This window comes from Vibrio sp. 10N.222.52.B12, assembly GCF_002875385.1.
Lineage (GTDB): Bacteria > Pseudomonadota > Gammaproteobacteria > Enterobacterales > Vibrionaceae > Vibrio > Vibrio jasicida.
This window is the reverse complement of the sequence record NZ_MDAW01000156.1, coordinates 61,305-85,136: the sequence shown is the minus strand read 5'-3', so window position 1 is coordinate 85,136 and position 23,832 is coordinate 61,305. Positions and strand designations below refer to the sequence as shown.

Here is a 23,832-nt window from a genome sequence, read left to right as displayed (position 1 = left end):
GAATCGGGAATCGGGAATCGGCGATATTTTGTCTTTCTGGGGACAAATTCTGTCAACGCCTTTTAGAACGTAGTTTCTTGCCTAGCGCTCCAACAAAATCCTCTCGATTCTTAAAGCAGAGTGCTCCCAAGTATTGGAGCGTAGCGTTCCCAAGGACCCTGAACTCCAACTCTACGATCAAAAAAGCCGATGAACTCACATCGGCTTTTGCATAGCTGTAGGCTCTCAGGAAATAAACAAACCCTAAGGAAAAGTCTATTCTCGATTTAACAACCGTCAGTAAATACTTCCACGTTGTATTCGTCACCCGGCTCCATTGCAGCGGTGTACTTAACATAGCATTGCGTATCTTCAATTGCTTTGTTGTACGCACTTTCATCATCAGGAGCTGCGTCAATATATTCAGAGCGAGTCACAATCCAAGTGTCAGGATTACTTACTGACCCATGGTTGTGTGCACCCCATACCCACTCTTTTGTTAGATCATGGTATCCAGATTCGATATCTAAGAAGTTTTCCATCCCTCCCCTTTGAACAGCTGGATAACCATATTGAACGGAACCATAGCCTTCAACACTATATGACTCCTCATGTTCCATTCCCTCTACAGCCGTTTTGCCGAAAGCCATCTCCGAAGCATTATGGACAGAGCCACCTAGTCCCTTAATTACCGCTTCTCTCGCATCATGTTGAAGATTTAAAAACTTAGGTGCGGCAACGACGGCTAGAATGCCGAGTATGACGATGACAACCACTAACTCTATGAGAGTAAAACCTTTTGTATTTTGTTTCATTACCGCACTCCAATGGATTAATTTCGCGGCAACGGTATGCAACAAAAGTCAACTTACTGTCATTGTAATATCAAAAAAGCGCCCAATTGGGCGCTTTCAAAATGACCATCTCAACATTGAGACAAATTAAGCTTTCTCAGCAAGGATGATTCGTAGAGTGCGGCGTAGTGGCTCAGCAGCCCCCCACAATAGTTGGTCACCTACTGTAAATGCATTTAGGAAGTCATCACCCATTGCCATCTTGCGTAGACGGCCTACTGGAATAGACAACGTACCTGTCACTTTCGCTGGTGTAAGTTCTTGAGCCGTAATGTCACGATCGTTAGGAACGACTTTCACCCAATCGTTGTGCGTTGCGATGATCTCTTCGATCTCATCCATTGGTACATTTTGCTTCAGCTTGATTGTCAGAGCTTGAGAGTGACAGCGCATCGCACCAATGCGGACACATGTACCATCGATTGGCACTGGCGCATTTTGGAAGCCCAAAATCTTATTCGCTTCTACGCCCGCTTTCCACTCTTCTTTGCTTTGGCCGTTATCACGCTTAACATCAATCCAAGGGATAAGAGAGCCAGCTAGTGGCACACCAAACTTTTCTGAAGGGAAAGAAGAGCTGCGCATTGTGTCTGCAACTTTCTTGTCGATATCGAGAATAGAGCTTGCTGGATTAGCCAATTCAGAGCTTACAGAATCGTTGATCACACCCATCTGAGAAATCAGCTCACGCATGTTTTGTGCACCTGCGCCAGACGCAGCTTGGTACGTCATTGCGCTTGTCCACTCAACCAAACCCTTCTCGAATAGGCCACCAAGCCCCATTAGCATTAGGCTTACTGTGCAGTTACCACCAACAAATGTATTAGTGCCACCATGAATACCTTGCTGAATTTGCGCAAGGTTTACTGGGTCTAGGGTAATAATAGAATCTTGTGCCATACGTAACGTAGAAGCAGCATCAATCCAGTAACCTTTCCAACCCGCTTGGCGTAGTGCTGGGTAAACTTTTTCAGTGTAACTACCACCTTGACACGTAACGACCGCATCAAGCTGTTTTAAACTTTCAATATCGAACGCATCTTGAAGTAGACCAGCATCTTTACCTAGGTTTGGTGCAGGAATACCTATTTGAGACGTACTGTAGAAAACTGGCTCGATCAAATCGAAGTCTTTCTCTTCGACCATGCGCTGCATAAGGACTGAACCAACCATGCCACGCCAACCAACTAAACCTACTCTCATCGCATTAACTCTCCATGTATATTTCTGAAACTTTCTCCATAGTTCAATTTTCGACACAAAATCTCAAGCCCTAATTTGCAAATAAACGCAACTTTTTTAACGTTTGCGGCGAAATTTTATAATCAAGTCCATTTTCTTCCTTTTTCTTTACGCTCAACTGGATAAATGACGAAAGAAAAGTGTGAAATCAACACCGATGGTCCTACCACTCAATGAGAAAACAACATTTGAAGCACATAATTTTTACATCACAAAACATTTCAAACCGTTAATATTAATAATTAATGGTGATTAATTTCACAAGCAAACGTTTTTACCGACGAACATCAAGATAAAGCACCAAATGTTCGAAATATAATTTTTGTTAATGTATGTTAGGCGCCGATTAAAACAGGGAGCGGCCTTCCTCTATTGCTCCAAGAACGACAGAGGCACATATGAAGCAAGTTACAACACGCTTACCTAGTCTGATACAGGTATTTATCTCACTAGGTTTGTTTCTACTTTTGGCATTTTCATTTACTGCCAAATTAGACCTTCCTATTCAGCTAGCGCTGTACATTGGTTGGTTCATTATCATACTGTTGGGTTTAAGGCTCGGCCATCAATACAAAGACCTAGAAAAAGCCGCATTAAATGGCATTTCTAATGGCCTAGGTGCCGTGCTAATTCTTCTTGCTGTAGGAGCCTTAGTCGGTACTTGGATCTCAGGTGGTATTGTTCCGACCATCATCTATTACGGTTTGAAAGCAATCCACCCTTCTATCTTCTTGCTTGCTACCATGATCATCTGTTCTTTGACTGCGCTAGCAACGGGAACTTCTTGGGGTGCTGCGGGTACAGCCGGTATTGCCATGATGGGTATTGGTCAAGGTCTTGGAGTTCCAGCCCCAATCACCGCAGGCGCGGTGCTATCGGGTTGTTACTTTGGTGACAAAATGTCTCCACTTTCAGACTCTGTGATCCTTGCTTCTTCTATGTCGAATGTAGAAGTCGTTGAGCACATCAAGGGTATGCTACCTATCGCGCTGATCAGCTACATTATCACTGGTATCATGTTTACCGCATTTGGCTTTCACTTCGCTGGCAAAGTGGACATGAGCCAAGTGGATTCTGTTATTCAGGCAATGGAGCAACAATTTTTCATCACGCCTTATTCCTTTGTTCCAGTGGTCATCGTATTGGCTCTACTTGCGATGCGTATGCCTTCTTTCCCTGTAATTAGCTTTGGCTCTCTGTTAGGTATTATTTGGGCAGTGATGATTCAGGATGTGGACTTCCTGACGGCGTTTAACACGGCTTGGGCACCATTTGCGATTTCTTCAGGAGTCGACTTCATTGATTCGATTCTCAACCGTGGCGGCATGTCTTCTATGTTGGGCTCTGTAGCAGTAATCGTGTTTGGTCTTGGTTTCGGTGGCCTGCTCGACAAAGTAGGTGTGCTTGAGACTATTGCAAAGCTGTTCGAACGACGTGTTCAGAGCGCGGGTTCACTTGCGACGAGCACGATTGGTACGGCCTTCATGGGTAACGTATTTGGCTCTGCGATGTACGTATCACTGATTCTTACGCCTAAGATCTGTGCGAAGAACTACGACCGCCTTGGCTACAAACGCAAAAACTTATCTCGTAACGCAGAGTTCGGTGGCACACTGACATCAGGTATGGTGCCGTGGAGTGACAACGGAATCTATATGGCAAGCATCTTGGGTGTGGCAACATTATCATACGCACCGTTCATGTGGCTGAGCTTCGTATGCATTATCGTTACCATCTTTACTTCTTACATGGGCTGGTTTGTTGATAAATGCGGGCCGACGGCTCCAGCAACAGAAGAACAAACAGAAGCTGAACTCAAGCAGCAAACGGCTTAAATCAGCTTTCCATAGATAGAAACTTTCCGTAAATAAAAAAGGACCGAATCATCGGTCCTTTTTTATGTTTGTCATTTAGTATTTACGCACAGGTAATCAAGCTGATTTAGACCTTGCTCTTACTGCTGAACGCTTACCTAATGCATAACCCAGTACCAACGGAGCAAAGAAGATAACCAAAATAAATAGAATGAAGTAAATAATTGTGCTCTTAACCAATTGAATCAATTTGTCCATCGCTAGATTCACAACTTCTTGTGAAACATGGTCTAGGTCTTGTGCAAACTTCTCACGCTCATTCGTAATAATTTGTGCGATTTCTTGGCGCTCTCTTGCCACCATCAATTCCAGAGCTTGACGCTCTTCACTCAACTGAGACAAACGCTCTTCCGTTTTCTGGTCAATGTCTTCAACCAAAGGCTGTAACTGTACCGCCATTTGCTCGGCTAAGTTACGCATGTACTCAGGGTTATTATCGATAAAGTCCTTTAACGACTCAGAAGTCACCTTCAAACTATTTAGTGCTGCGTTTACTTGCTCAATACTTGCGGAACTATTTAACGCCAATAGTTGCGCTTTCCACGTCATGATCTTAGGCGTTTGCTCAGACACCAAACTTAAGCGGTCAGAAACATCACCGATGGCTTCTGGCATCGTGCCCAATGTTGTGACAGCTTCTTCTTCACTGATTTGGTTAGCCTCAAGCCAAGCACGGTAAGCGGGTGTACGAATCATGCTTAGATCCGCGAATGGGTATTTCTCTACAAAGTCAGCGACAAACACTTTGGTGTTTTCATAAACGTCTTTTTTCAAAAGAGACTGAGCGAGTTTATCGACTTCTTTGGCTAGATGTGCAGAGACTTGTTTAGCTTCACCCGTCGCAAACAAATCTTTGCCCGTCCCTTCGCTGTAAAACTGGTTCATCTGGTGAGTGAACACCCACGTATCTATGAGCGCAGCCATTGGTGAAACTTGGTAAGCGGCAGCTTGAAGCCCCTCTTCCGCATTGATTTTCCAAAGCAGAATATAGGATTGGTTTACTTTATCGCTCGGCTCATAGTTTTTTTGGAGCACATCGGCGGCTTGCTCGACTTGAGCAAAAAATTGCTGAGCATATTCACGCGTCATAATACGCATGTTCAGCTCTTGTTTGGTGAGCGGTACAGTTTGGCTGTCGATTTTCACCTCTAACAGAGAACACCCTGAAAGACTTAAAACCAAACAAGCCACCATCAATGAGGACAGTCGACGGATGGACATGAAATTACCTATGGTCAAAATGTGTAGAACAGGAACAGAACGAACCAAGGCATCAGGTTCGCGAGCGTCCCTTAAATACCTTAATCTTTTCTATTTTAAGTCAGAGGAATATCAATCCGTTAGCACTTCTCGAATGTTTTCACTATTGAGAACTCTTTCAGCAAAAAGTGTCGTTTTCTTTAACGTACCTTCTAACTGAATCAATTTATCGTCTGAGATTTGCTCGCCTTGTTTAATTAAAGATTCGATATCTCCAGAGATATAGTGTAGAGGCATTGCACCTATACTGCCCGATACCCCTTTCAAGCTGTGCGCAACTCGCTGAGCATGTTCTTTATCTTCCAGTAACAACCTTCTTAGCTTACTGCCGTCATCAGTATGATCTTGAATAAACACGTCTAACAGCATGCGCACGGACTCTTCATCGTCGGACAAAGAATCAAGCATTCTTTCTATATCAATGTAAAGTTCGGGACTTTCATTTAACAACTGTTGGTAGGACCCGGAATCGCTTCTCTCAGGCCCGTTCGTCACCTCAGTTGAATTTGCTGGTTCAAGCTCCGTCTGCTCACTCCCCCGCTCAACCCTATCAAGTTGGTGAGAGAGTCGTTGTATTGGCGAATTTATGTTTTCTGAATCGGATTGATTTCCTTCGGTTAGAACTGACTCTTTAGAAGACAAAGCCCAACAAACACATACAAGTAAGGAAGCACTTACCATTATCAACAGCAAGAGGTAAACCAACAGCTTTTGTTCTAGCGAAGCACTAATCGCAGCCAGCTGGTTCGGGAATTCAGGGTTGAGCAATTGGCTCGAAAGATGACTGCCTTTTGCGTGAGCAGCAAGCACGCTGGATGTTTGAGCAAGGCGACGTTGGAAAGAGGACTGTTCTTCAAGCGCTAAAGTTTTCGATTCTGTAAACAACAAATCTAATTCTTGATAAGTGTCTGCACTCGTCGCAGAGTCACTAAACATCGCTTCTAGCACTAATGCACCGAGCCGAAAGTACATCGTCTGTAGTGATTGAGAGTTGCTTGCCGACTCTCGACTGTTGCGTAATTGGTCTGCGAGCGCGACGAGTTCACTATCACTACCAATAAAGCTCTTCGCACCCTCTAAAAAACGGTCTGTCGAATAAAGAAGTTGGGTTAAGTCTGGAGCACCCAGTCCTTCGCCCTGTTCACTTTCGAGTTGTAAGCGAACCGCATAAACCAATTGGAGCTTAAGAGAAACTTGATCGACATGTTGAGCACGATATGGAAGTTCGAAATGAAAAATATTTCTTACTTCATCTACTTTGCTACCAAGTTCGTCCACGGTAGACATCGTTCTCATGGTCTGTTGCGCCTGAAGCCATATACCTACGGCAAACGCACACCACACAACAAATAAAATCCAGACGACTCGTCTTATTCCCTCTTTTAATTGCTGCAACACTCATTCCTCGACTATTTCTATTAATAACAAGCATATACCATGATTCATGCTCAAACTGTGCACACTTCACATAAAAAAAGAGAGCACATGGCTCTCTCTTTCTTGAATTAGTTGCGACTCAACTGATCTTTCAGATTCGGAGGCGTCCCTTTAATGGTCAGCGTATCCGTCTCCGGATCGTAGAAAATACGCTCGCCAAGCAACAGGCTGTCAAAGCTAATGTTCAAACCGCCACCTGCTCCTACGTATTTCGTCAATTTGCGTACGGTTGAGCGATCACCTGGGAAAGACTCTTCCAACTCGTAACCTTGTTCTTTAGTAAAGTCCATGAAACTGGTGCCATCTTGGCTAGGCGGTAATTCACCAGATAGCTCAGAAATTTGAACTTCATCACCAGTTTTAATTTGCTCGTTACAGTAGTTGTAAACTTGCTTTTTGTACTCATTCGCTTCTTGCTTCTCAAGCTTCGAGTCTGCACAAAAGTCTTCAACTGCCTGCATCAACACTTGGTTTTGCTGTTTGGTATCTAAGCCAACATCGGCTTGTAAGAAATCTAAGAAGAAGTCTGCCACTTTACGGCCAACACGTCCTTTGATGTAAGAAAGGTAACGATTTGATTCACGGTCAGTATCGTAGCTTGATAGGTCAATGCGCGCAGCAATATCCATTTTAGTGATGTCTAGATAATCTGTTGCATCAATATCCAAGCCTTCAGTTACCTTTAGGCTCTGGTTCATAGGCAAAATGCCGATAAACAAGTAATCCGTTGCTAAACTTTGGTATTCCGCAAACACTAAAATGCCTTCGTCTGCAAATGGGTACTTAATCAACTCTTCTTTCAAGCGATTTGCACTAATTTGTGAGAAGTCGTAAAAATCTCGCTCTCCTTTGCGCATTTCTTGAAGCCAAAATTGAAATTCGCTGTCTGACTGGAAAGAGCCAAAACCTTTACCTGCTTTAGAATGGAATACGCGATGCAGTTCCGCGACAAGGTTTTCTGTAGCGGTATCGTTCTCTAACGATGCCGGGCGAAGTTTAACAACCAGTTCGTCCTGATCGTTTTTGCATAATTGATGCAGAATAACGTTTGAAAGATGAAGGCTCATAGTGATTTTATCTTGCTACAAGGTTTAAGTTGTTGGGCATTGTAGGTTATCATAAGCCGCTTTTACTATCATTATTAGAGTCTTTATGCCGATTACATCTAAATATACTGACGAACAAGTAGAGAAAATTCTTGCTGAAGTGGGCGCTGTACTAGAAAAACACGCCGCTTCTCCTGAGTTGACGCTAATGATTGCCGGAAATATCGCAACCAATGTCTTAAATCAACAAGTTGCTGCTTCACAACGCAAAGTTATTGCTGAAAAATTTGCTCAGGCGCTCGTATCTTCTCTTGAAGTGCCAAAATCACACTAATAACGGATAATAGAACAAGTACATGGTAGACAGCGGAAACTCATACGGCGAACGTGTATCTCGACTGGTTGGTTGGGGTCACTGGTTTGCATTCTTCAACATCGTTGCATCGATGTTGATAGGTACGCGCTATATCGTTCAGTCGCCTTGGCCAGAGACCCTAATGGGGCAATTCTATCTGGCGGTATCCTGGGTTGGCCATTTTGGCTTTCTTGTTTTCGCGCTCTACTTGTTGGTTCTATTCCCGCTGACGTTTGTCCTGCCATCTAGGAAGCTTTTCCGTTTGGTGGCAGTGATATTCGCAACCGTCGGTCAAACGGTCTTACTGATCGATACCCAAGCTTACCAATCCATCAACTTGCACTTAAACCCCGTGGTTTGGGAGTTGTTGTTTAGCGAAGATAAAAGTGCTATCAGCTCTGACTTGCAGCACCTTTTTGTGGTTATGCCACTTATCTTCCTGGTTCAGTTAGGCTTATCAGAATGGGTTTGGCGTAAACAACGCAAACTTTCCCATAAACACGTTGGCCGCCCTTTGGCCGCAGTGTTCTTCTTGAGCTTTATCACTAGCCATCTGGTTTATATTTGGGCTGATGCCTATTTCTATAACCCGATTACTAGCCAGCGCTCTAATTTCCCGTTGTCTTACCCAATGACCGCGAAGAGCTTTATGGAAAAACATGGCCTACTAGACCGTGAAGAATACCTAAAACGCTTAGCGGAAAACCAAGGTAATATTGACCTGGTGAGCTACCCGCTCGAAAAACTCGAATTTAATCGTCGTGGTAACAAATTGAACGTACTGATGATCAGTGTGAACAACTTACGTGCAGATGCACTAAACCAAGACGAAATGCCAAACATGTACCAGTTTGCACAAGACAACCAAAACTTTGTAAACCACTACAGTTCTAGCAATGACACGTACGGTGCATTCGGTCTGTTTTATGGCTTACCAAGTAGCTACGCAAGTAGCATCAAAGCACAAGGCTCTGCACCGGTTCTTTTGGATGTATTAAAAGATCAAGGCTATAGCTTTGGTTTGTTCAGCGGAAATGGTTTTGAAGATGACCTTTACTCAGAAGTAATCTTCCGTGGAGTTAATCTTGCTAACACGTTAGACGGTACGCAAGCACACACCGACAAACAATCCATTTCGGCATGGAATACATGGCTAACCGAACAAGCAAGCCAACCTTGGTTTAGCTACATCGAAGTCACCACTGTCGATAACTTTGAATCTGAACCAGAAGCGGCAAATGAAAAAATGCCAGCCAGCGAGCGATTCAAGAAAGCATATGAGAAAGCGGTAAAATCTGCCGATAAGACAGTTGCTGAAATCATTTCTGATCTCGATGAAAAACAATTACTTACCAATACGATAGTGGTCATCACCTCTAATCACGGTAGCGAGTTTAATGAGACCAATACCAACAGTTGGGGAGCGAACAGCAATTACAGCCGCTACCAGCTTCAGGTCCCTATGGTTATTCATTGGCCAGGAATGCTGCCAGGTGAATTTACGCACAGTACAAGCCATCTGGACTTGTCGGTGACGCTGTTACAAGACATGTTAGGCGTCTCATCGAACCCTTATGATTACAGCAGTGGTCGTAACCTATTTGACGAAAGTCGTCGCCGCTGGATTTTAGCGGGCGACACTCGTGAAATCGCGCTGATCACCAGCTCCCAAACGACAGTTATCGATAAATTTGGTAACTACAAGCTGTATGATGACAACTACAAACGCTTAAGAGAAACAACGCCTAAACTGCCTGTCCTGATGCAAGGACTAACAGAACTGCAGCGCTTCTATTCGAAAAGCAATTAATTGAAAAAAGCTCTCCACTCGGAGAGCTTTTTTGACTCTTTTATCCGCAAACAACACAAAATTGAACAGTAAACATCCAAACAGTTCATTTTGGGGTTTACAAGGTTTTCAAAGCCTTATATTATGCGCCTCAACAACGGAGAGATGGCTGAGTGGTTGAAAGCACCGGTCTTGAAAACCGGCATACGTTAATAGCGTATCTAGGGTTCAAATCCCTATCTCTCCGCCACATTCAGAAAGCTCGTTGAGAAATCAACGAGCTTTCGTCGTTTTAGCGCTTGGGAAATTACGGGATTTCTAAATCCCTAGTTGAACGCAACCCCGAACTAGGCGTCCCCGCACTCAGCCACATCCAGAAAAAGACTGTCTAATCCTCGAAGTACTTTTCAATACGCAAGAAAAAAAGCCCACTAATATTTAGTGAGCTTTCATCGTTAAGTATTGGTATGAAAGAGTTAGTTTCCTTTCGCTGCCTCAATCCTTTTATCGAGATCTGGATGAGTACTCAACCACTCAGGCAACTCTTCATAACCTTGGTTACGGAACAACTCAAACATTTCAGCCATCGGCTTCGTGTCGCCATAAACCTTGAGCATCGCCTCTCTTGCGAATGCATCGGCTTGTATTTCGGCTTCTCTGGAGTAACCACTGGACAAGACAAACACACTTGCGCCGGCAAGATTGTCCACGATGCCAGAGCTTTCGCCGGTTAAAAGAGCGACACCAACAGAAAGGACACTCGAATACACCAACCTCTTTAGCATGTGGCGATGATGAATATGACCAAGCTCGTGAAGAATAATACTGTCCAACTGTTGCTGATTTTTAGACAGCGCGACTAATTCATCGAGCAGCACAATCTTTCTACCAGGTAAGGCAAACGCATTCGCTCCTAGCTCAGAGGATCGGAAAACAATCTCTACTTGGTAAGGCAACGCCTCTAACTGTGTTAAGTGCTGCTCTACCCTGCTTCGAATGGCTTCTTGTTCGGCTTTACTCAGCTCGCTCGGTTCCCAACGGGAATCCAAGCTTTGAAGTACCTTTTCGCCAAGTACAACTGAGACACTGTCAGGAATAGCGTATGCGACTTTGTCGCTCACCCAAGGTAACGCGTAATAATATCCCCCGAGCACAACGGCAATACATGCCATCGCAGACACGACCCAAGCAAGCCAGTTTGATTCTATTTTATCAATGAAGCTCGATCTTTTATTTGCCTGTAGCCACCGAGACACTTCTTCAGTCCGTTCGGTAACGAAAACCCAACCATTGGGCAGCTTAAATCTGACGGGTAAATTGCCGACTGGAGCAGTAATGTCCGCGTGCTGCTGGTCACAGCTGAAAATATTGTCAGCAACAACCAAACTCAACGAGTTGGCCTGAGCGACATCCAATTTGGCTTGATGTCGCTCAGAGCTTTTGGGTGGAAACGCGGTTCCTTCAAACTGCATTAACCGATTCCAACACCGAGATCGAAGGCTTGTGCAACTTCATCAGAAATCGCTGATTTCACTTTTGAATCTTGGTCTGCTGCTTTCAGTTGGCTCATGTCTCCAACGACGACCGTCTTGTCAGCAACATAGCGAGAAGTACGAACCATTACCCATGGTCTCGCAATACTCAAGGTCACAACTTGTAATAGGAAGTTTGAGATAATCAGCCACATGTAGCCATCAACTGTATAGGTAGACTTAAACGTAAAGTTGTTTTCTTCTTGCCCTTCTTTTTCTAGCTTCATTTGGGAGAACAAGTAGTTACGAGTTCTTGTTGCTGTGTATGCCGTCAAGCCGATGGTTAAGCCAATCATACCAAGGTACATGACAACCATTGTAATGACAGGGCTAGATTTATTCAGTGAAGCCAAGTCGCCCGTTGCTGCTTCCATTAGCCCTGAGCTCCCAACCATCACAATGACCGCTACAATCGCAATCGCGACAGCTGTGCTAAGGCCGATTGCTACGGCTTTCAGGTAGGTTTTTACAAAGAAACTGGTTTCAAGTTCGCCACTAAACTGCCAATCACCATAGCGGTAGCCATTAACAAAGTAACGTTGAACGCCAACCACAACCCAACCATAAAGTGCAGCCATAACGACAACTGAGCAAAGCCCTAAAATAACCGACGCAGCTTGCGAAACGCTCGCAACCGCCACACAGATACCAATGAAAACCATGACAGCCAGCGCTGCACCAAAGCCTCGGCCAAGTATGGTCATGTATGCATCTTTCAGTGACGAATTAAAAGAGAAGTGAACATTGCGGTAACTCGTCATTGCAGAATCAAATCGTGCGTTGCTCCATAACAACCATGGCAGAGCGACATAAAACAGAAGTAAGAGCACAAGCGCCAGTTGGGGAATGAACGAGTTTGCGATACCCCATACCAATACAATCGCCAGCGCGACTAAACGCCCCTTTAAAATTTGCATTGGCTCAGCATGATACTCAAAGTTATCACCGTCGATGTACGTGTTACCGTAGAAGTAGCGCTTTGTTCTTACTTTGGCCCAAGCAGAGTAAATTCCAAGCGTAACGATAGAAAGTAGAACATTGACAATCCAGATGCCAAAAAACTCTCCCCCTCGCCCTTTAAAAGATATGGTATTGGAAATGCGTTGATGGTTCATATACAGTCCGAATAGTTTATTTAATTTTATGAATTTAAAGGCGTTATCCTATCTCATTCATAAATTGATAAACTTGACTGCCATAAGCAAACTAAACATCAATTATTTATAAAATACATATTAATTATGAATTCAAATTCACCGAAAAAATAATTAAATGGTCAATTCCGCTCAAATAAAGCCACTCAAAGTGATAGAAACTACTCTCTCAGTGAATTTAATCGACAATGGTTCATTATCACTAAAAAAGCCCACATTCAAAGATGCGGGCTTGCCAATCAACAGGTTAGTTGCTGATTACATTTTTTATCAGACGAATTGTAAGGTGTTTATAACTATCTAAATGCCGCGAAGCCCCCTAATATTCGCCTCGGCATAAGGCAGGAGCATCTTCTTTCTGCATTAGCTAAATCCATCCATTTGTTGTTTTAGACAACGTCAAAGGCTAGGAAAATAAAATTGGGAAAGGATTCCCAGCCTTAAATGTTCATTCGAGAACTGAGTCCGCTACCTCAATTTCAACATTCTAGATTCAGTCTTTAAAAACGAATTCAGCGGCATTCAACAACTGCATATGAATAGGCACCAAATCCGCGTGTTCACTTCGATAACCACCACCGACGACAGCCGCAACAGGAATCCCTCTATCTTTCATTAACTGCATTAAAAAGCGGTCACGTTCGAATATGCCTTCCATCGACACGTTGAAATACCCCAATTCGTCGTCGACATGAATATCCACCCCAGCATCGTAAATCACCATGTCAGGGCGATGCAGATTAATTGCCATTTCGACCACTTCTTTAAACGTCATCAAAAAAGCTTCATCACTGGTTCCACGACTTAATGGAACATCAAGGTCAGAGTCTGGCTTTCTCGCTGGGAAATTTTTATCGCAGTGGAAAGACAAGGTGACAATGTCGGGTTCACTTTCACAAATCGTTGCCGTGCCATCGCCATGGTGGACATCACTATCGATGATCATCACTTTATCGACGTGTTCATGATCAAGCATGTGCTTAGCAGCAATCGCCAGATCGTTGAATAGACAAAAACCACTGCCAAAGTTTTTGTGCGCATGATGATAGCCACCGCTTAGGTGAATCGCGACACCATGCTCTAATGCCTTTTCTGCGGTCAGCACTGTTCCGGCGGTGGATGTCAGTGTCCGTGTTATCAGGACCTCGCTCCAAGGAAACCCAATTCGACGCATTTTGGCCGCAGGCATAGCTCCCGTCACCAACAAGTCGACATACTCCCCATCATGCACCTGTTTAATATCATCCGTACTTAGAGGGCTTGGTTGGAAGAATTCAATTTGCCCTCCCCAACCCTCACTCGCGAGTTTTTCCATCACAGCTTGATAAAGGTAGCGATATTTCATGATCGGATAACGGTGACCATCTGGTAGATCGAGTTGCGAGTAAATAGGGTGATAAATCAGTGGCAGCATGGGACATTCTTTTCATAAAACGTTGTGAAATAGTACCAACTCCCAGAGTTGATTAAAAAGAAATTTAATTGATAATGATTTTCAATATCAATTAAATTTCTACCTGTTATGAATAAAACCTTATATACGATACTCGGCGCTTTCTTTGGTTCTTTCTGCGCGATTTCTCTGTTCATGTCGATGATGTTAGGTGCATGGTGGTTAGTTGATTTTATCGCCCTTAGCTAACACAATGGTTCTGTTTCCACTTAACCTTATTGAATCAGACAGATAGGTGTACTCATGAGTCAGACAGTCTTTATTACTGGTGCGAATCGCGGTATCGGTTTGAGTTTAACCGAGCTCTATTTGCAACAAGGCGATCAAGTTCACGCGACAAGCCGTAACCTCACAGACAGTAAAGAACTACACGCATTAGCATCGCATTATAATACCTTGGTGCTACATGAATTGGACGTGACGGATTACCAACGAGTTGCCCAACTCGCAAGCGAACTCCCAGCAATCGATCTGCTGATCAACAATGCAGGTTACTACGGGCCTAAAGGCTATGGTTTTAGTAACACCGACATCGAAGAGTGGCGACAAGTCTTCGAGATAAATACCATCGCTCCATTGAAGTTAGTGGAAAGCTTTTATCCGCTGCTACAACAAGGCAAAGCGAAGAAAATTGCGTGTATCTCCTCTAAAGTCGGCAGCATGACGGAAAACACCTCTGGTGGTGGTTACATCTATCGCTCTTCCAAAGCGGCACTCAACTCTGTTGTTAAAAGTTTGAGTAATGACCTAACCGATGAGGGCTTCACTGTCTTGGCACTCCATCCGGGCTGGGTTCGTACTGAGATGGGTGGACCCAATGCGCTTATCGACACCCAAACATCTGCTGATGGTTTAGCAAAAGTGATTGAGCAAAGCACGCAAGAAAATTCGGGGCAGTTTATTAACTATGATGGCACCGAACTTCCTTGGTAATAGTCAAGTATCAATAAGTTAACGTTAGGCGACGAAAGGTTCCCTGTTTCGTCGCCCATTCTCCACTTCTCCAATCTCATTACTTAACTTGAATTTCACCGTTTCCTATCCAGACTTAGTGAGGTATTAACCCCACTAAGGAGAGTAACAATGGCCGCAGATAAAGATCTGGTGAATTTTAGTGAAGATCATGAGCTCAATTACTGCTTAAGAAGTGCAGGCAAGCGTCAAACTCAAGCAAATCGAGATGCATTGATCGACTTGGGTAAACAAGTAAAGCAGGATTTAGGTAAACGCGTATTAACGCAAGATGACGTCAGAGGCGCAATCGACAAGAACGATAACTTGTTCGACTAGTCATCATATTGATATCAAAAGCGGCACTAGCTGGTGCCGCTTAGTCGCCGGAAGGCATGAATTACTTGGAGGATTTACGTTTGGTGGTCGTCGTTTTTGATGAACCTGTTTTATTGTAATTGCGCTTTTTACGCTTGAATGCTGGTCGCTCTACTTTAGGAAGGTGGCGTAGCGAATCAGGAATAGGCCCAGACTTTACTTCCCCCATCAAACCATCAATACGCTGCTCTAGCGCTTGCATAAACGGCAAGTAAGCTTGATTTCTTTCTGCCATACCTTGGAGTTGATGTTCCCAATTAGCGGTCATGTCAGGATACGTCGAATCCATTGGCAAAGCGTGAATCAAACCACGTCCTGCTGGCGAGCTCAAAATCGATTTTCCTTGACGAGTCAATAACTGCCGTTTGAATAAGGTATCTAAGATGCCTGCTCGAGTCGCTTCCGTACCAAGACCATCGGTATCTCGCAAAATCTTTTTCAATTCTTTATCGGCAACATAACGAGCAATACCCGTCATTGCTTGTAATAACGTCGCTTCGGTAAAATGCTTTGGCGGCTCTGTCTTGCGATCTCTAATTTCCCCTTCGCGGCATGTCAGTGCGGAGCCTTCTGTTAAAGGTGGCACAGCATCAATACCCTCATCTTCTTTGTCTGTTTTCCCCATCAACGCTTTCCAGCCCGGAGAAACCAGCTGGCGACCTTTAGCGATAAACGTACCACCAGCAATATCAAAGACGAGCTTCGCTTCCGCATAAACTGCAGCTGGATAGAACTGCATTAAATATTGACGGGCAATGAGCTGATACACCTTCATCTCACTACCTGATAGTGCATTCACATTTGCTTGTTTTGGCGTTGGAATAATTGCATGGTGAGCATCCACTTTTTTGTCGTTCCACGCTTTAGACTTAATCGATAAATCCGCACCTTGCACCGCGCTTTGTAGCTCTTTGGCATTGTTAGCAATAGCCGAAGTGACAGAACCCGCTTGCGAATAATGTTCCATCGGTAAGTAACGACAATCTGAACGAGGATAAGTAATCAACTTATGCTTTTCATACAACGCCTGACAGGTATCTAAGACTTGTTGTGCACTCATACCGTAACGCTTGGCGGCATCAATTTGCAAAGCTGATAATGAATAAGGAAGCGGTGCAGATTGTTTGGTTTGCTTTTGCTCTGATTCAACGACCTTTGCAGGTTGATCAGCAATTCGGTTCGCCACGTTTTCAACCAGCTTTCTGCTGAGAACGCGCCCTTCTTCATCTTGCCAAGGCTTGCACGCCTCGCTCGGCTTCCACCTTGCTCGAATGTCAAAAGAGCCATTTTGATCTTGATACGGAATCAACGCATGAAGAGTAAAGTAATCTTTCGGCACAAAGTTTTCGATTTCTTCATCACGGCGTACCACTAACCCAAGTACCGGAGTTTGTACTCGTCCCACCGACAATACACCTTGATACCCCGCCTTTTGTCCGAGTAGCGTATAAGCGCGAGACATGTTCATCCCATAAAGCCAATCGGCTCGGGAACGTGCAAGGGCGGATACAGAAAGAGGAATGAAGTCGCGGTTACTACGCATCGAACTCAAAGCCCGCTTAACCGCCGGTAAGTTCAAATCTGAGATAAGAAGACGTTGCGTTGCCTCTTTCTTGTTTTTGGAGAGCTTGCAGTAGTCCAGCACTTCGTCCACCAGCAATTGACCTTCACGATCAGGGTCTCCTGCGTGAATAACTTCTGTAGCGTCTTTGAGAAGTTTACGAATCACCGTCAGTTGTTTGCTGGCCGTTTTTCTCGGTCTTAGTTGCCATTGCTGGGGAATAATTGGCAAGTCAGCCATATTCCACTTTTTATAACGTTCGTCGTAGGCATCAGGTTCGACTTGCTCTAACAAGTGACCGATACACCAAGTGACTACGTCACCATTACCACAGCGAATAAAGCCTTGGTCTTTCTTTTGAGGGTTTGGTAGTGCAGCCGCAATCGCGCGACCTAGACTTGGTTTTTCAGCAATAAACAGACGAGACATAAGGTTTTGGAAATGATAATAATTAGGGCCACATTATCTAATGTAGCCCTAACAAATCAAGGAAAACTGTACAGATGAACAGTTATAGCGTCACTTTCTAGGTTACTGAAACTCAACAAACTGAGACAGGTCACGCTCTGGCACTTTCATTGGGGTGCAACCTGGTGTGCCAAGATATAAGAATCCTACGATTTGATCTTCGCCTTCAAGGCCAAAAGCTTGATGAACTTCTGGGTGGAACATCCACTTACCTGAGCGCCAGAAACCTTGGAAACCTTGTGCTACCGCCGCCATTTGCATCGCTTGTGCCGCGCAGCCTGCTGACAAATACTGCTCGAATGCAGGGACTTTTTCATGTTCCGTCACCTTCGCAATCACCGTGATGACCATTGGTGCACGAAACGGGGCATTTTTTACTTTTTCAACGACCGCATCTTCACTGTTTTCCGCTTCAGCAGCTTTAACAAGAATGTCCGACAGTTTCTTTAAACCATCGCCTTGAGCAATAGCAAAACGCCAAGGGGTTAAACCTGCATGATCAGGCGCGCGCAAACCTGCACGAATAATATTCTCCAACGCTTTACCTTCTGGCGCAGGCTCAGACAACTTGGCGATAGAACGACGGTTGAGCAAGAGATCGAGAGCTTCCATGAACAAGTCCTTATTTGATTGAATTATTATTTTTACGCAGCTCACTTTAGCATAATCCAAACTTTCGAATAACAACCTGTTTTCTGGGGATTTAGATAGCCAATTTTAGATTTCTAGGCGTTAAGTAGGCAAAAAAAAGCTGCGCACTTGGCGCAGCAAAATAGTTAAGAAAGAATGATACTTACAGTTTGACAGCCAGTTTCACACCCTGGCGGATGGCGCGAACCGCATCCAATTCCCCAGCATGGTCTGCACCACCAATGATATGTAATTTCTCGCCCAGCTCATGCCATTTGTCTTCAAACGGACGAACCGACTCTTGCCCCGCACAAATAACCACTTTGTCAGCTTCTAACAATTGCGCCTTGCCGCTCACTTGAATATGTAGGCCACCATCATCAATCTTGTCGTATGACACACCACCGACTAAGTGAACACCGCGCTTTTCAAGCGTACGTTTATGAATCCAACCTGTGGTTTTACCCGGTCCTTTTCCAACGCGACCTTTACGACGTTGAAGTACCCACACTTCTTTATCAGCAACGGCGTCAGGATAAGGGTACAATCCCCCCGGTTGAGACATTTCTTTGTCGATTCCCCATTCATGCAGCCAATCATCAAGTGTTTGTCCCACGGGCTCAGTAAGCATCGTTGCCACATCAACACCAATCCCGCCTGCGCCAACAATGGCAACTTTCTCACCTACTGGCGTTTTATCACGAATCAGCGTTTGATAGTCGATCACTTTTTCTGGGTTTTCTATCCCATCAATTTTCACTTTACGCGGCTCAACGCCAGATGCCATGACCACTTCATCATATTCAGTCAGCAGATCGTAATTCGCCTCAGTTTCTAGATGTAAGTTAACGCCAGTTTCTTCAATGCGGTTCGCAAAGTAACGGATGGTCTCACGAAACTCTTCTTTACCTGGAATTTGCATGGCTAAACGGAACTGACCACCAATGCGATCGTTCTTCTCAAACAAATCTACTTTGTGGCCACGTTCTGCCAGCGTTGTCGCACAAGCGAGGCCAGCAGGTCCTGCGCCGACGACTGCAATATTTTTCTTCTTAAACGCATCCTCGACCACGATTTCAGTTTCGTAGCAAGCTAATGGGTTAACCAAACAACTTGCTCGCTTGCCTTTAAATACATTGTCTAAGCACGCTTGGTTACAACCAATACACGTATTGATGAGCTGTGACTTTTCTTGCTCGGCTTTAGCAACAAAGTAAGGATCAGCTAGGAAAGGACGCGCCATAGAAACCATGTCAGCATGTCCAGAAGAAAGAATTCGCTCGGCCTCATCCGGGGTATTTATTCGGTTACAGGTGATGATTGGAACAGAAACGTGCGGCTTCACCTTTTCAGTCACCCAAGTAAATGCTCCGCGGGGTACTTGAGTGGCAATGGTAGGAATACGCGCTTCGTGCCAGCCGATACCCGTATTAATTATTGTCACACCGGCTTCTTCAAGTGCTTTTGCCAATTCAATAACATCTTCAAACGTGCTGCCTTGCTCGACCAAGTCCAACATCGAGAGACGGAAGATTATAATAAACTTTTCGCCCACGGCTTTACGCACTGCTTTAACGATTTCGATAGGGAAACGCATACGTTTTTTGTAGCTGCCGCCCCACTCGTCGTAGCGCATGTTGGTGCGTTTACATAAGAATTGGTTAATCAAATAACCTTCAGAGCCCATTAGCTCGACACCATCATAGCCCGCTAGCTGAGCCAGCTCAGCACTATTAGCAAAAGCTTCGATGGTCTTTTTGATTTGTCGCTCGCTCATTTCGCTTGGTGCAAATTTGGCGATAGGCGCTTTCATACCCGATGCACTTTGCGCGAATGGATGCATCGCATAACGCCCTGCATGGAGAATTTGTAGGGCAATTTTACTGCCGTGCTTGTGAACCGCTTCCGTCACAACCTTATGTGCTTTGGCGTGCTTGGGCTTACTAAATTCAGCGCTTAACGGATGCAATCGGCCACGTAAATTTGGAGAAAAACCACCAGTTACGATTAAGCCAACACCGCCTTTGGCACGCTCTTCATAAAACGCAGCCAGCTTTTGAAGACCTTCTTTGTGCTCTTCTAAACCAGTATGCATTGATCCCATCAGGACGCGGTTTCGTAGCTGTGTAAAACCTAAGTCCAATGGCTTTAACAAATTTGGGTACATGGCAGACATCACTAAACATCCATTTTTATTGTTGTGGTCTGACCACAGTACGCCGCAAAAACCAAAAAATCAAACAAGCGTTTACAATTTTGCAACACGCGTCAATCTCACGTTAAACTATGCCAATTGTGAATGAGCGTGATAAGCTAAAAAAATTGTTATCTTTTGAGATCTTAGAGATAAGAACCCATACTTTGTAAGATTAGGGAAAGACTATCTCGTTATGGAGACAAGATGAAAAAACTCTTCAAATTTATTGGTCTGATATTCAAGGGGATATGGAAAGCCATCACCTTCGTCAGACTTGCGCTAGTGAACCTGATCTTTTTAGTGATGATTGCTGTCTTCTACTTTGCCTTTACCTACACTGGAGAAGGTCAACCTGTCATTGATAAAGAATCGGCTTTGGTTATGAACTTGTCGGGGCCGATCGTTGAGCAACGTCGTTACGTTAACCCAATGGATTCCATTGCTGGTTCGGTTTTAGGTAACGAAATTCCGAAAGAAAACGTGTTATTCGACATTGTCGATACCATCCGATACGCAAAAGACGACCCTAAAGTCTCGGGCCTTGTACTTGCTCTGCGTGATATGCCAGAAACTAACCTAACTAAGCTTCGTTACATTGCAAAAGCGCTGAACGAGTTTAAAGCATCAGGCAAACCAGTATACGCGGTGGGTGATTTCTATAATCAAAGCCAATACTACCTTGCAAGTTACGCTGATAAAGTTTTTCTAGCACCCGATGGTGGCGTATTGATTAAGGGTTATAGCTCTTACTCCATGTACTACAAAACCTTGTTAGAGAAACTCGATGTTTCAACGCACGTATTCCGAGTAGGTACTTACAAATCCGCGATTGAACCATTCATCCGCGATGACATGTCAGACGCAGCAAAAGAATCAGCGACTCGTTGGATCACACAACTATGGAGCGCGTTTGTTGATGACGTAGCAACGAACCGTAACATTGATGCAAAAGCGTTAAATCCAACCATGGAAGAGTTGCTAGCAGAGATGAAGTCGGTTGACGGCGACATCGCTCAGCTTGCAGTAAAAATGGGATTGGTTGATGAACTGGCTACTCGCCAAGACGTGCGTAAGCTGTTCGCTAAAGAGTTTGGTAGCGATGGTAAAGACAGCTACAACGCGATTGGTTACTACGACTACCTAGCGACCATGCGTCCTAAACTAAACCTTGCTGAAAACGACATTGCTGTTGTTGTTGCAAGCGGTGCCATTATGGATGGTCAACAACCACGTGGTACGGTCGGTGGTGACACAGTCGCAAGCCTACTTCGTCAAGCTCGCAACGACGATAAAGTGAAAGCTGTTGTACTTCGTGTTGATAGCCCTGGCGGCAGTGCTTTTGCCTCTGAAGTGATTCGTAATGAAGTAGAAGCCTTAAAAGAAGTAGGTAAACCCGTTGTGGTTTCGATGTCTAGCCTTGCGGCTTCAGGTGGTTACTGGATTTCAATGAGCGCAGACAAAATCGTAGCTCAACCGACGACACTGACAGGCTCAATCGGTATCTTCAGCGTAATTACGACCTTTGAGAAGGGCTTTAACAAACTTGGTATTAGCACTGATGGTGTGGGGACCTCTCCATTCTCTGGTGATGGCATCACGACGGGTCTTTCTGCTGGCGCTTCTGAGGCGTTCCAATTGGGTATTGAGCACGGTTACAAACGTTTTATTTCTTTGGTTGGCTCAAACCGAGATATGTCACTTGAAGAAGTGGACAAAGTAGCACAAGGCCGCGTGTGGACGGGTCAAGACGCGTTGTCATTCGGTCTAGTCGATCAAATGGGTGATTTCGATGATGCCGTTAAACTGGCGGCGAAACTGGCTGAGGTAGAGAACTACGAAATCTACTGGGTTGAAGAACCACTTTCACCGACAGAGCAATTTGTTCAAGAGTTCATGAACCAAGTCAAAGTATCACTCGGTATTGACGCAACGAGCTTCTTACCTAAGAGCCTTCAACCAGTGGCTCAGCAATTTGAACAAGACGCTAGCATGCTACAAAGTTTTAATGATCCAAAAGGTCAATACGCGTTCTGCTTAAATTGCCAAGTGCAATAGCTATCCTAGCTTAGCCAAAAAAGGGGCGTCTCTGTGCGAGATGCCCCTTTTTATTAGGTTTCATTTCGCTATAATCCCCGCCACTGTTCCCCTACATGAAAGTAAAGTAGAACGATGACTAGAAAACACATCTACATCGCTTACACCGGTGGCACCATCGGTATGCAAAAATCCGATCACGGCTACGTCCCTGTCGCTGGCTTTATGGAAAAACAACTCGCCAGCATGCCCGAGTTTCACCGTCCAGAAATGCCGGAATACACTATCCACGAATACGAGCCACTGATCGATTCTTCGGATATGACTCCTGCTGACTGGCAACAAATCGCTGACGATATCCGTGACAACTACGATAAATACGATGGATTTGTGATTTTGCATGGTACCGACACCATGGCGTACACCGCTTCTGCATTGTCTTTCATGTTGGAGAACCTAGGTAAACCTGTCATCGTGACCGGCTCACAAATTCCTCTGGCAGAACTACGCTCAGACGGCCAAGCAAACCTACTGAATGCTCTGCATATTGCGGCAAACTACCCTATCAACGAAGTAACATTGTTCTTCAACAATCAGTTGATGCGCGGCAACCGCAGCACCAAGTCTCATGCTGATGGCTTTAACGCGTTTACATCGCCAAACTTGCCACCTCTGTTGGAGGCAGGTATCAATATCCAGATCAGCAACAATGTTTCAGTAGGCACAAAGCCAGAGGGTGACTTCAAAGTACACAACATCACGCCACAACCTATCGGCGTGATCACCATGTACCCTGGCATTTCACACGAAGTAATCCGCAATACACTTCGTCAACCAGTCAATGCGATGATCTTGCTGACATTTGGTGTGGGCAATGCCCCGCAAAATCCTGAGTTACTAGGTCATCTAAAAGAAGCATCTGAGCGTGGCGTCATTGTCGTGAACTTAACGCAATGTTTGGCGGGTAAAGTCAACATGGGCGGCTATGCAACTGGTTGCGCACTTGCAGATTCTGGCGTAATCAGTGGTTTTGATATGACGCCAGAAGCAGCGCTAGCAAAACTGCACTACCTTCTAAGCCAGAACCTGTCTTATGAAGAGATCAAAACGAAGATGCAAGAAGTACTGCGTGGTGAAATGAGCCTGTAGTTCGGTAAACCTACTGTTCGTATCTTAAACAACAAAGCCCAATTCAAAATTGGGCTTTTCAATATTGACTGTTCTGCCTACTGCAAGGAGAGTAAGAATAAGGACTATCAGCTGTGATTCGGGTTTACTCGAACAATATCTTGCTCTTCTTCGTTGAACTGTTTCTTCAATTCTTGCTTCGATTTAAAACTGATTTCTCCACCAGCAGCCACGGTCATGTGCTGCGCATCAGTGTTGTGTTTTGATTGATACAACATCACAGCTTGCATACATGAGTCTCGCTGCTCTTTCGAAAGTGTTGTACCCTCAGGCCATCTTCCTGTTTCTACTGCGTAAACCAATCGATCATAGACTTCTGGCGTTATCGCATTTAATAATTGTTCTGCGTCCATAATGTACCTTCTTATTACATTCTATTCACAGAACATAACGGGTTAGTAAACAGAGTCAAGAATCCAAAAATGAATTGGTGTAACGGATCACAAGCAA

At 44.6% G+C, this 23,832-nt stretch carries 19 protein-coding genes and 1 tRNA gene; 8 read left to right on the top strand and 12 right to left on the bottom strand.

Translation table 11 applies throughout. From position 1 onward, the window contains the following. Positions 1-266: 266 nt before the first annotated feature. Entirely contained in the window at positions 267-794 is a 528-nt protein-coding gene (locus BCT11_RS24820) for a type II secretion system protein (RefSeq protein WP_039974092.1), read from the bottom strand. A 126-nt stretch (positions 795-920) separates the two neighbouring features. Continuing rightward, on the bottom strand, positions 921-2,036 hold the full coding sequence (gene asd / locus BCT11_RS24815; RefSeq protein WP_038869210.1) for an aspartate-semialdehyde dehydrogenase: 1,116 nt from the start codon (positions 2,034-2,036) through the stop codon (positions 921-923). Positions 2,037-2,473: 437 nt separating this feature from the next. Here asd and nhaC point away from each other — a divergent pair, with 437 nt between their 5' ends. Further along, positions 2,474-3,910 carry a Na+/H+ antiporter NhaC gene (gene nhaC / locus BCT11_RS24810; RefSeq protein ID WP_102389532.1) on the top strand — a complete coding sequence of 479 codons (1,437 nt, stop codon included), beginning with the start codon at positions 2,474-2,476 and terminating at the stop codon, positions 3,908-3,910. A gap of 96 nt (positions 3,911-4,006) precedes the next feature. Here the strand turns inward: nhaC and BCT11_RS24805 are convergent, their stop codons facing one another. From BCT11_RS24805 to yejK, 3 genes are all read right to left on the bottom strand, one after another. Continuing rightward, positions 4,007-5,170 (bottom strand): chemotaxis protein, encoded by a 1,164-nt coding sequence (locus tag BCT11_RS24805; protein ID WP_102389531.1) that lies wholly within the window; start codon positions 5,168-5,170, stop codon positions 4,007-4,009. 111 nt (positions 5,171-5,281) lie between these two features. Then, entirely contained in the window at positions 5,282-6,604 is a 1,323-nt protein-coding gene (locus BCT11_RS24800; protein WP_198593998.1) for an Hpt domain-containing protein, read from the bottom strand. Positions 6,605-6,714: 110 nt separating this feature from the next. Further along, positions 6,715-7,713: a nucleoid-associated protein YejK gene (gene yejK, locus BCT11_RS24795; protein ID WP_038869205.1), complete on the bottom strand. Its 999-nt coding sequence runs from the start codon at positions 7,711-7,713 to the stop codon at positions 6,715-6,717. An 85-nt stretch (positions 7,714-7,798) separates the two neighbouring features. On the opposite strand from yejK, the gene BCT11_RS24790 reads away from it, so the two are divergent. The 3 genes from BCT11_RS24790 (at position 7,799) to BCT11_RS24780 (ending at position 10,086) form a co-directional block, all read left to right on the top strand. Continuing rightward, positions 7,799-8,026, top strand: a complete 228-nt coding sequence (locus BCT11_RS24790; RefSeq protein ID WP_038869203.1) for a YejL family protein — start codon at positions 7,799-7,801, stop codon at positions 8,024-8,026. Positions 8,027-8,048: 22 nt separating this feature from the next. After that, positions 8,049-9,857 carry a DUF3413 domain-containing protein gene (locus tag BCT11_RS24785; RefSeq protein WP_042606009.1) on the top strand — a complete coding sequence of 603 codons (1,809 nt, stop codon included), beginning with the start codon at positions 8,049-8,051 and terminating at the stop codon, positions 9,855-9,857. 138 nt (positions 9,858-9,995) lie between these two features. Continuing rightward, positions 9,996-10,086 (top strand) — tRNA-Ser (locus BCT11_RS24780). A 226-nt stretch (positions 10,087-10,312) separates the two neighbouring features. On the opposite strand, the gene BCT11_RS24775 is transcribed toward BCT11_RS24780, so the two are convergent. From BCT11_RS24775 to BCT11_RS24765, 3 genes are all read right to left on the bottom strand, one after another. After that, positions 10,313-11,308: a M48 family metallopeptidase gene (locus BCT11_RS24775; protein WP_042606008.1), complete on the bottom strand. Its 996-nt coding sequence runs from the start codon at positions 11,306-11,308 to the stop codon at positions 10,313-10,315. Then, positions 11,308-12,483 (bottom strand): YjgN family protein, encoded by a 1,176-nt coding sequence (locus tag BCT11_RS24770; RefSeq protein WP_038881882.1) that lies wholly within the window; start codon positions 12,481-12,483, stop codon positions 11,308-11,310. The genes BCT11_RS24775 and BCT11_RS24770 overlap by 1 nt, the downstream gene beginning before the upstream one ends. Before the next feature lie 532 nt (positions 12,484-13,015). Continuing rightward, positions 13,016-13,936, bottom strand: coding sequence for a histone deacetylase (locus tag BCT11_RS24765; RefSeq protein WP_038871235.1), 921 nt, complete (start codon positions 13,934-13,936; stop codon positions 13,016-13,018). 282 nt (positions 13,937-14,218) lie between these two features. Here BCT11_RS24765 and BCT11_RS24760 point away from each other — a divergent pair, with 282 nt between their 5' ends. Further along, positions 14,219-14,908 (top strand): SDR family oxidoreductase, encoded by a 690-nt coding sequence (locus BCT11_RS24760; RefSeq protein ID WP_102389529.1) that lies wholly within the window; start codon positions 14,219-14,221, stop codon positions 14,906-14,908. A 150-nt stretch (positions 14,909-15,058) separates the two neighbouring features. After that, positions 15,059-15,265, top strand: a complete 207-nt coding sequence (locus BCT11_RS24755; RefSeq protein ID WP_045397960.1) for a hypothetical protein — start codon at positions 15,059-15,061, stop codon at positions 15,263-15,265. A gap of 61 nt (positions 15,266-15,326) precedes the next feature. Here BCT11_RS24755 and BCT11_RS24750 read toward each other — a convergent pair whose 3' ends face one another. The 3 genes from BCT11_RS24750 to BCT11_RS24740 all read right to left on the bottom strand — a co-directional run bounded on the left by BCT11_RS24750 (position 15,327) and on the right by BCT11_RS24740 (position 20,139). Further along, complete coding sequence (locus tag BCT11_RS24750; protein ID WP_102389528.1) at positions 15,327-17,294, bottom strand: DNA topoisomerase III; 1,968 nt, start codon at positions 17,292-17,294, stop codon at positions 15,327-15,329. A 102-nt stretch (positions 17,295-17,396) separates the two neighbouring features. Then, positions 17,397-17,945, bottom strand: a complete 549-nt coding sequence (locus tag BCT11_RS24745; protein WP_102389527.1) for an NAD(P)H nitroreductase — start codon at positions 17,943-17,945, stop codon at positions 17,397-17,399. Positions 17,946-18,126: 181 nt separating this feature from the next. Further along, positions 18,127-20,139 carry an NADPH-dependent 2,4-dienoyl-CoA reductase gene (locus tag BCT11_RS24740; protein WP_198593997.1) on the bottom strand — a complete coding sequence of 671 codons (2,013 nt, stop codon included), beginning with the start codon at positions 20,137-20,139 and terminating at the stop codon, positions 18,127-18,129. A 225-nt stretch (positions 20,140-20,364) separates the two neighbouring features. On the opposite strand from BCT11_RS24740, the gene sppA reads away from it, so the two are divergent. Both sppA and ansA read left to right on the top strand, forming a co-directional pair. Then, positions 20,365-22,215, top strand: coding sequence for a signal peptide peptidase SppA (gene sppA, locus BCT11_RS24735; protein ID WP_038871246.1), 1,851 nt, complete (start codon positions 20,365-20,367; stop codon positions 22,213-22,215). Positions 22,216-22,329: 114 nt separating this feature from the next. Beyond that, positions 22,330-23,343 (top strand): asparaginase, encoded by a 1,014-nt coding sequence (ansA, locus tag BCT11_RS24730; protein WP_038881890.1) that lies wholly within the window; start codon positions 22,330-22,332, stop codon positions 23,341-23,343. Between the two features lie 107 nt (positions 23,344-23,450). Here the strand turns inward: ansA and BCT11_RS24725 are convergent, their stop codons facing one another. Continuing rightward, positions 23,451-23,735, bottom strand: a complete 285-nt coding sequence (locus BCT11_RS24725; RefSeq protein ID WP_038871251.1) for a DUF1315 family protein — start codon at positions 23,733-23,735, stop codon at positions 23,451-23,453. Positions 23,736-23,832: the final 97 nt, after the last annotated feature.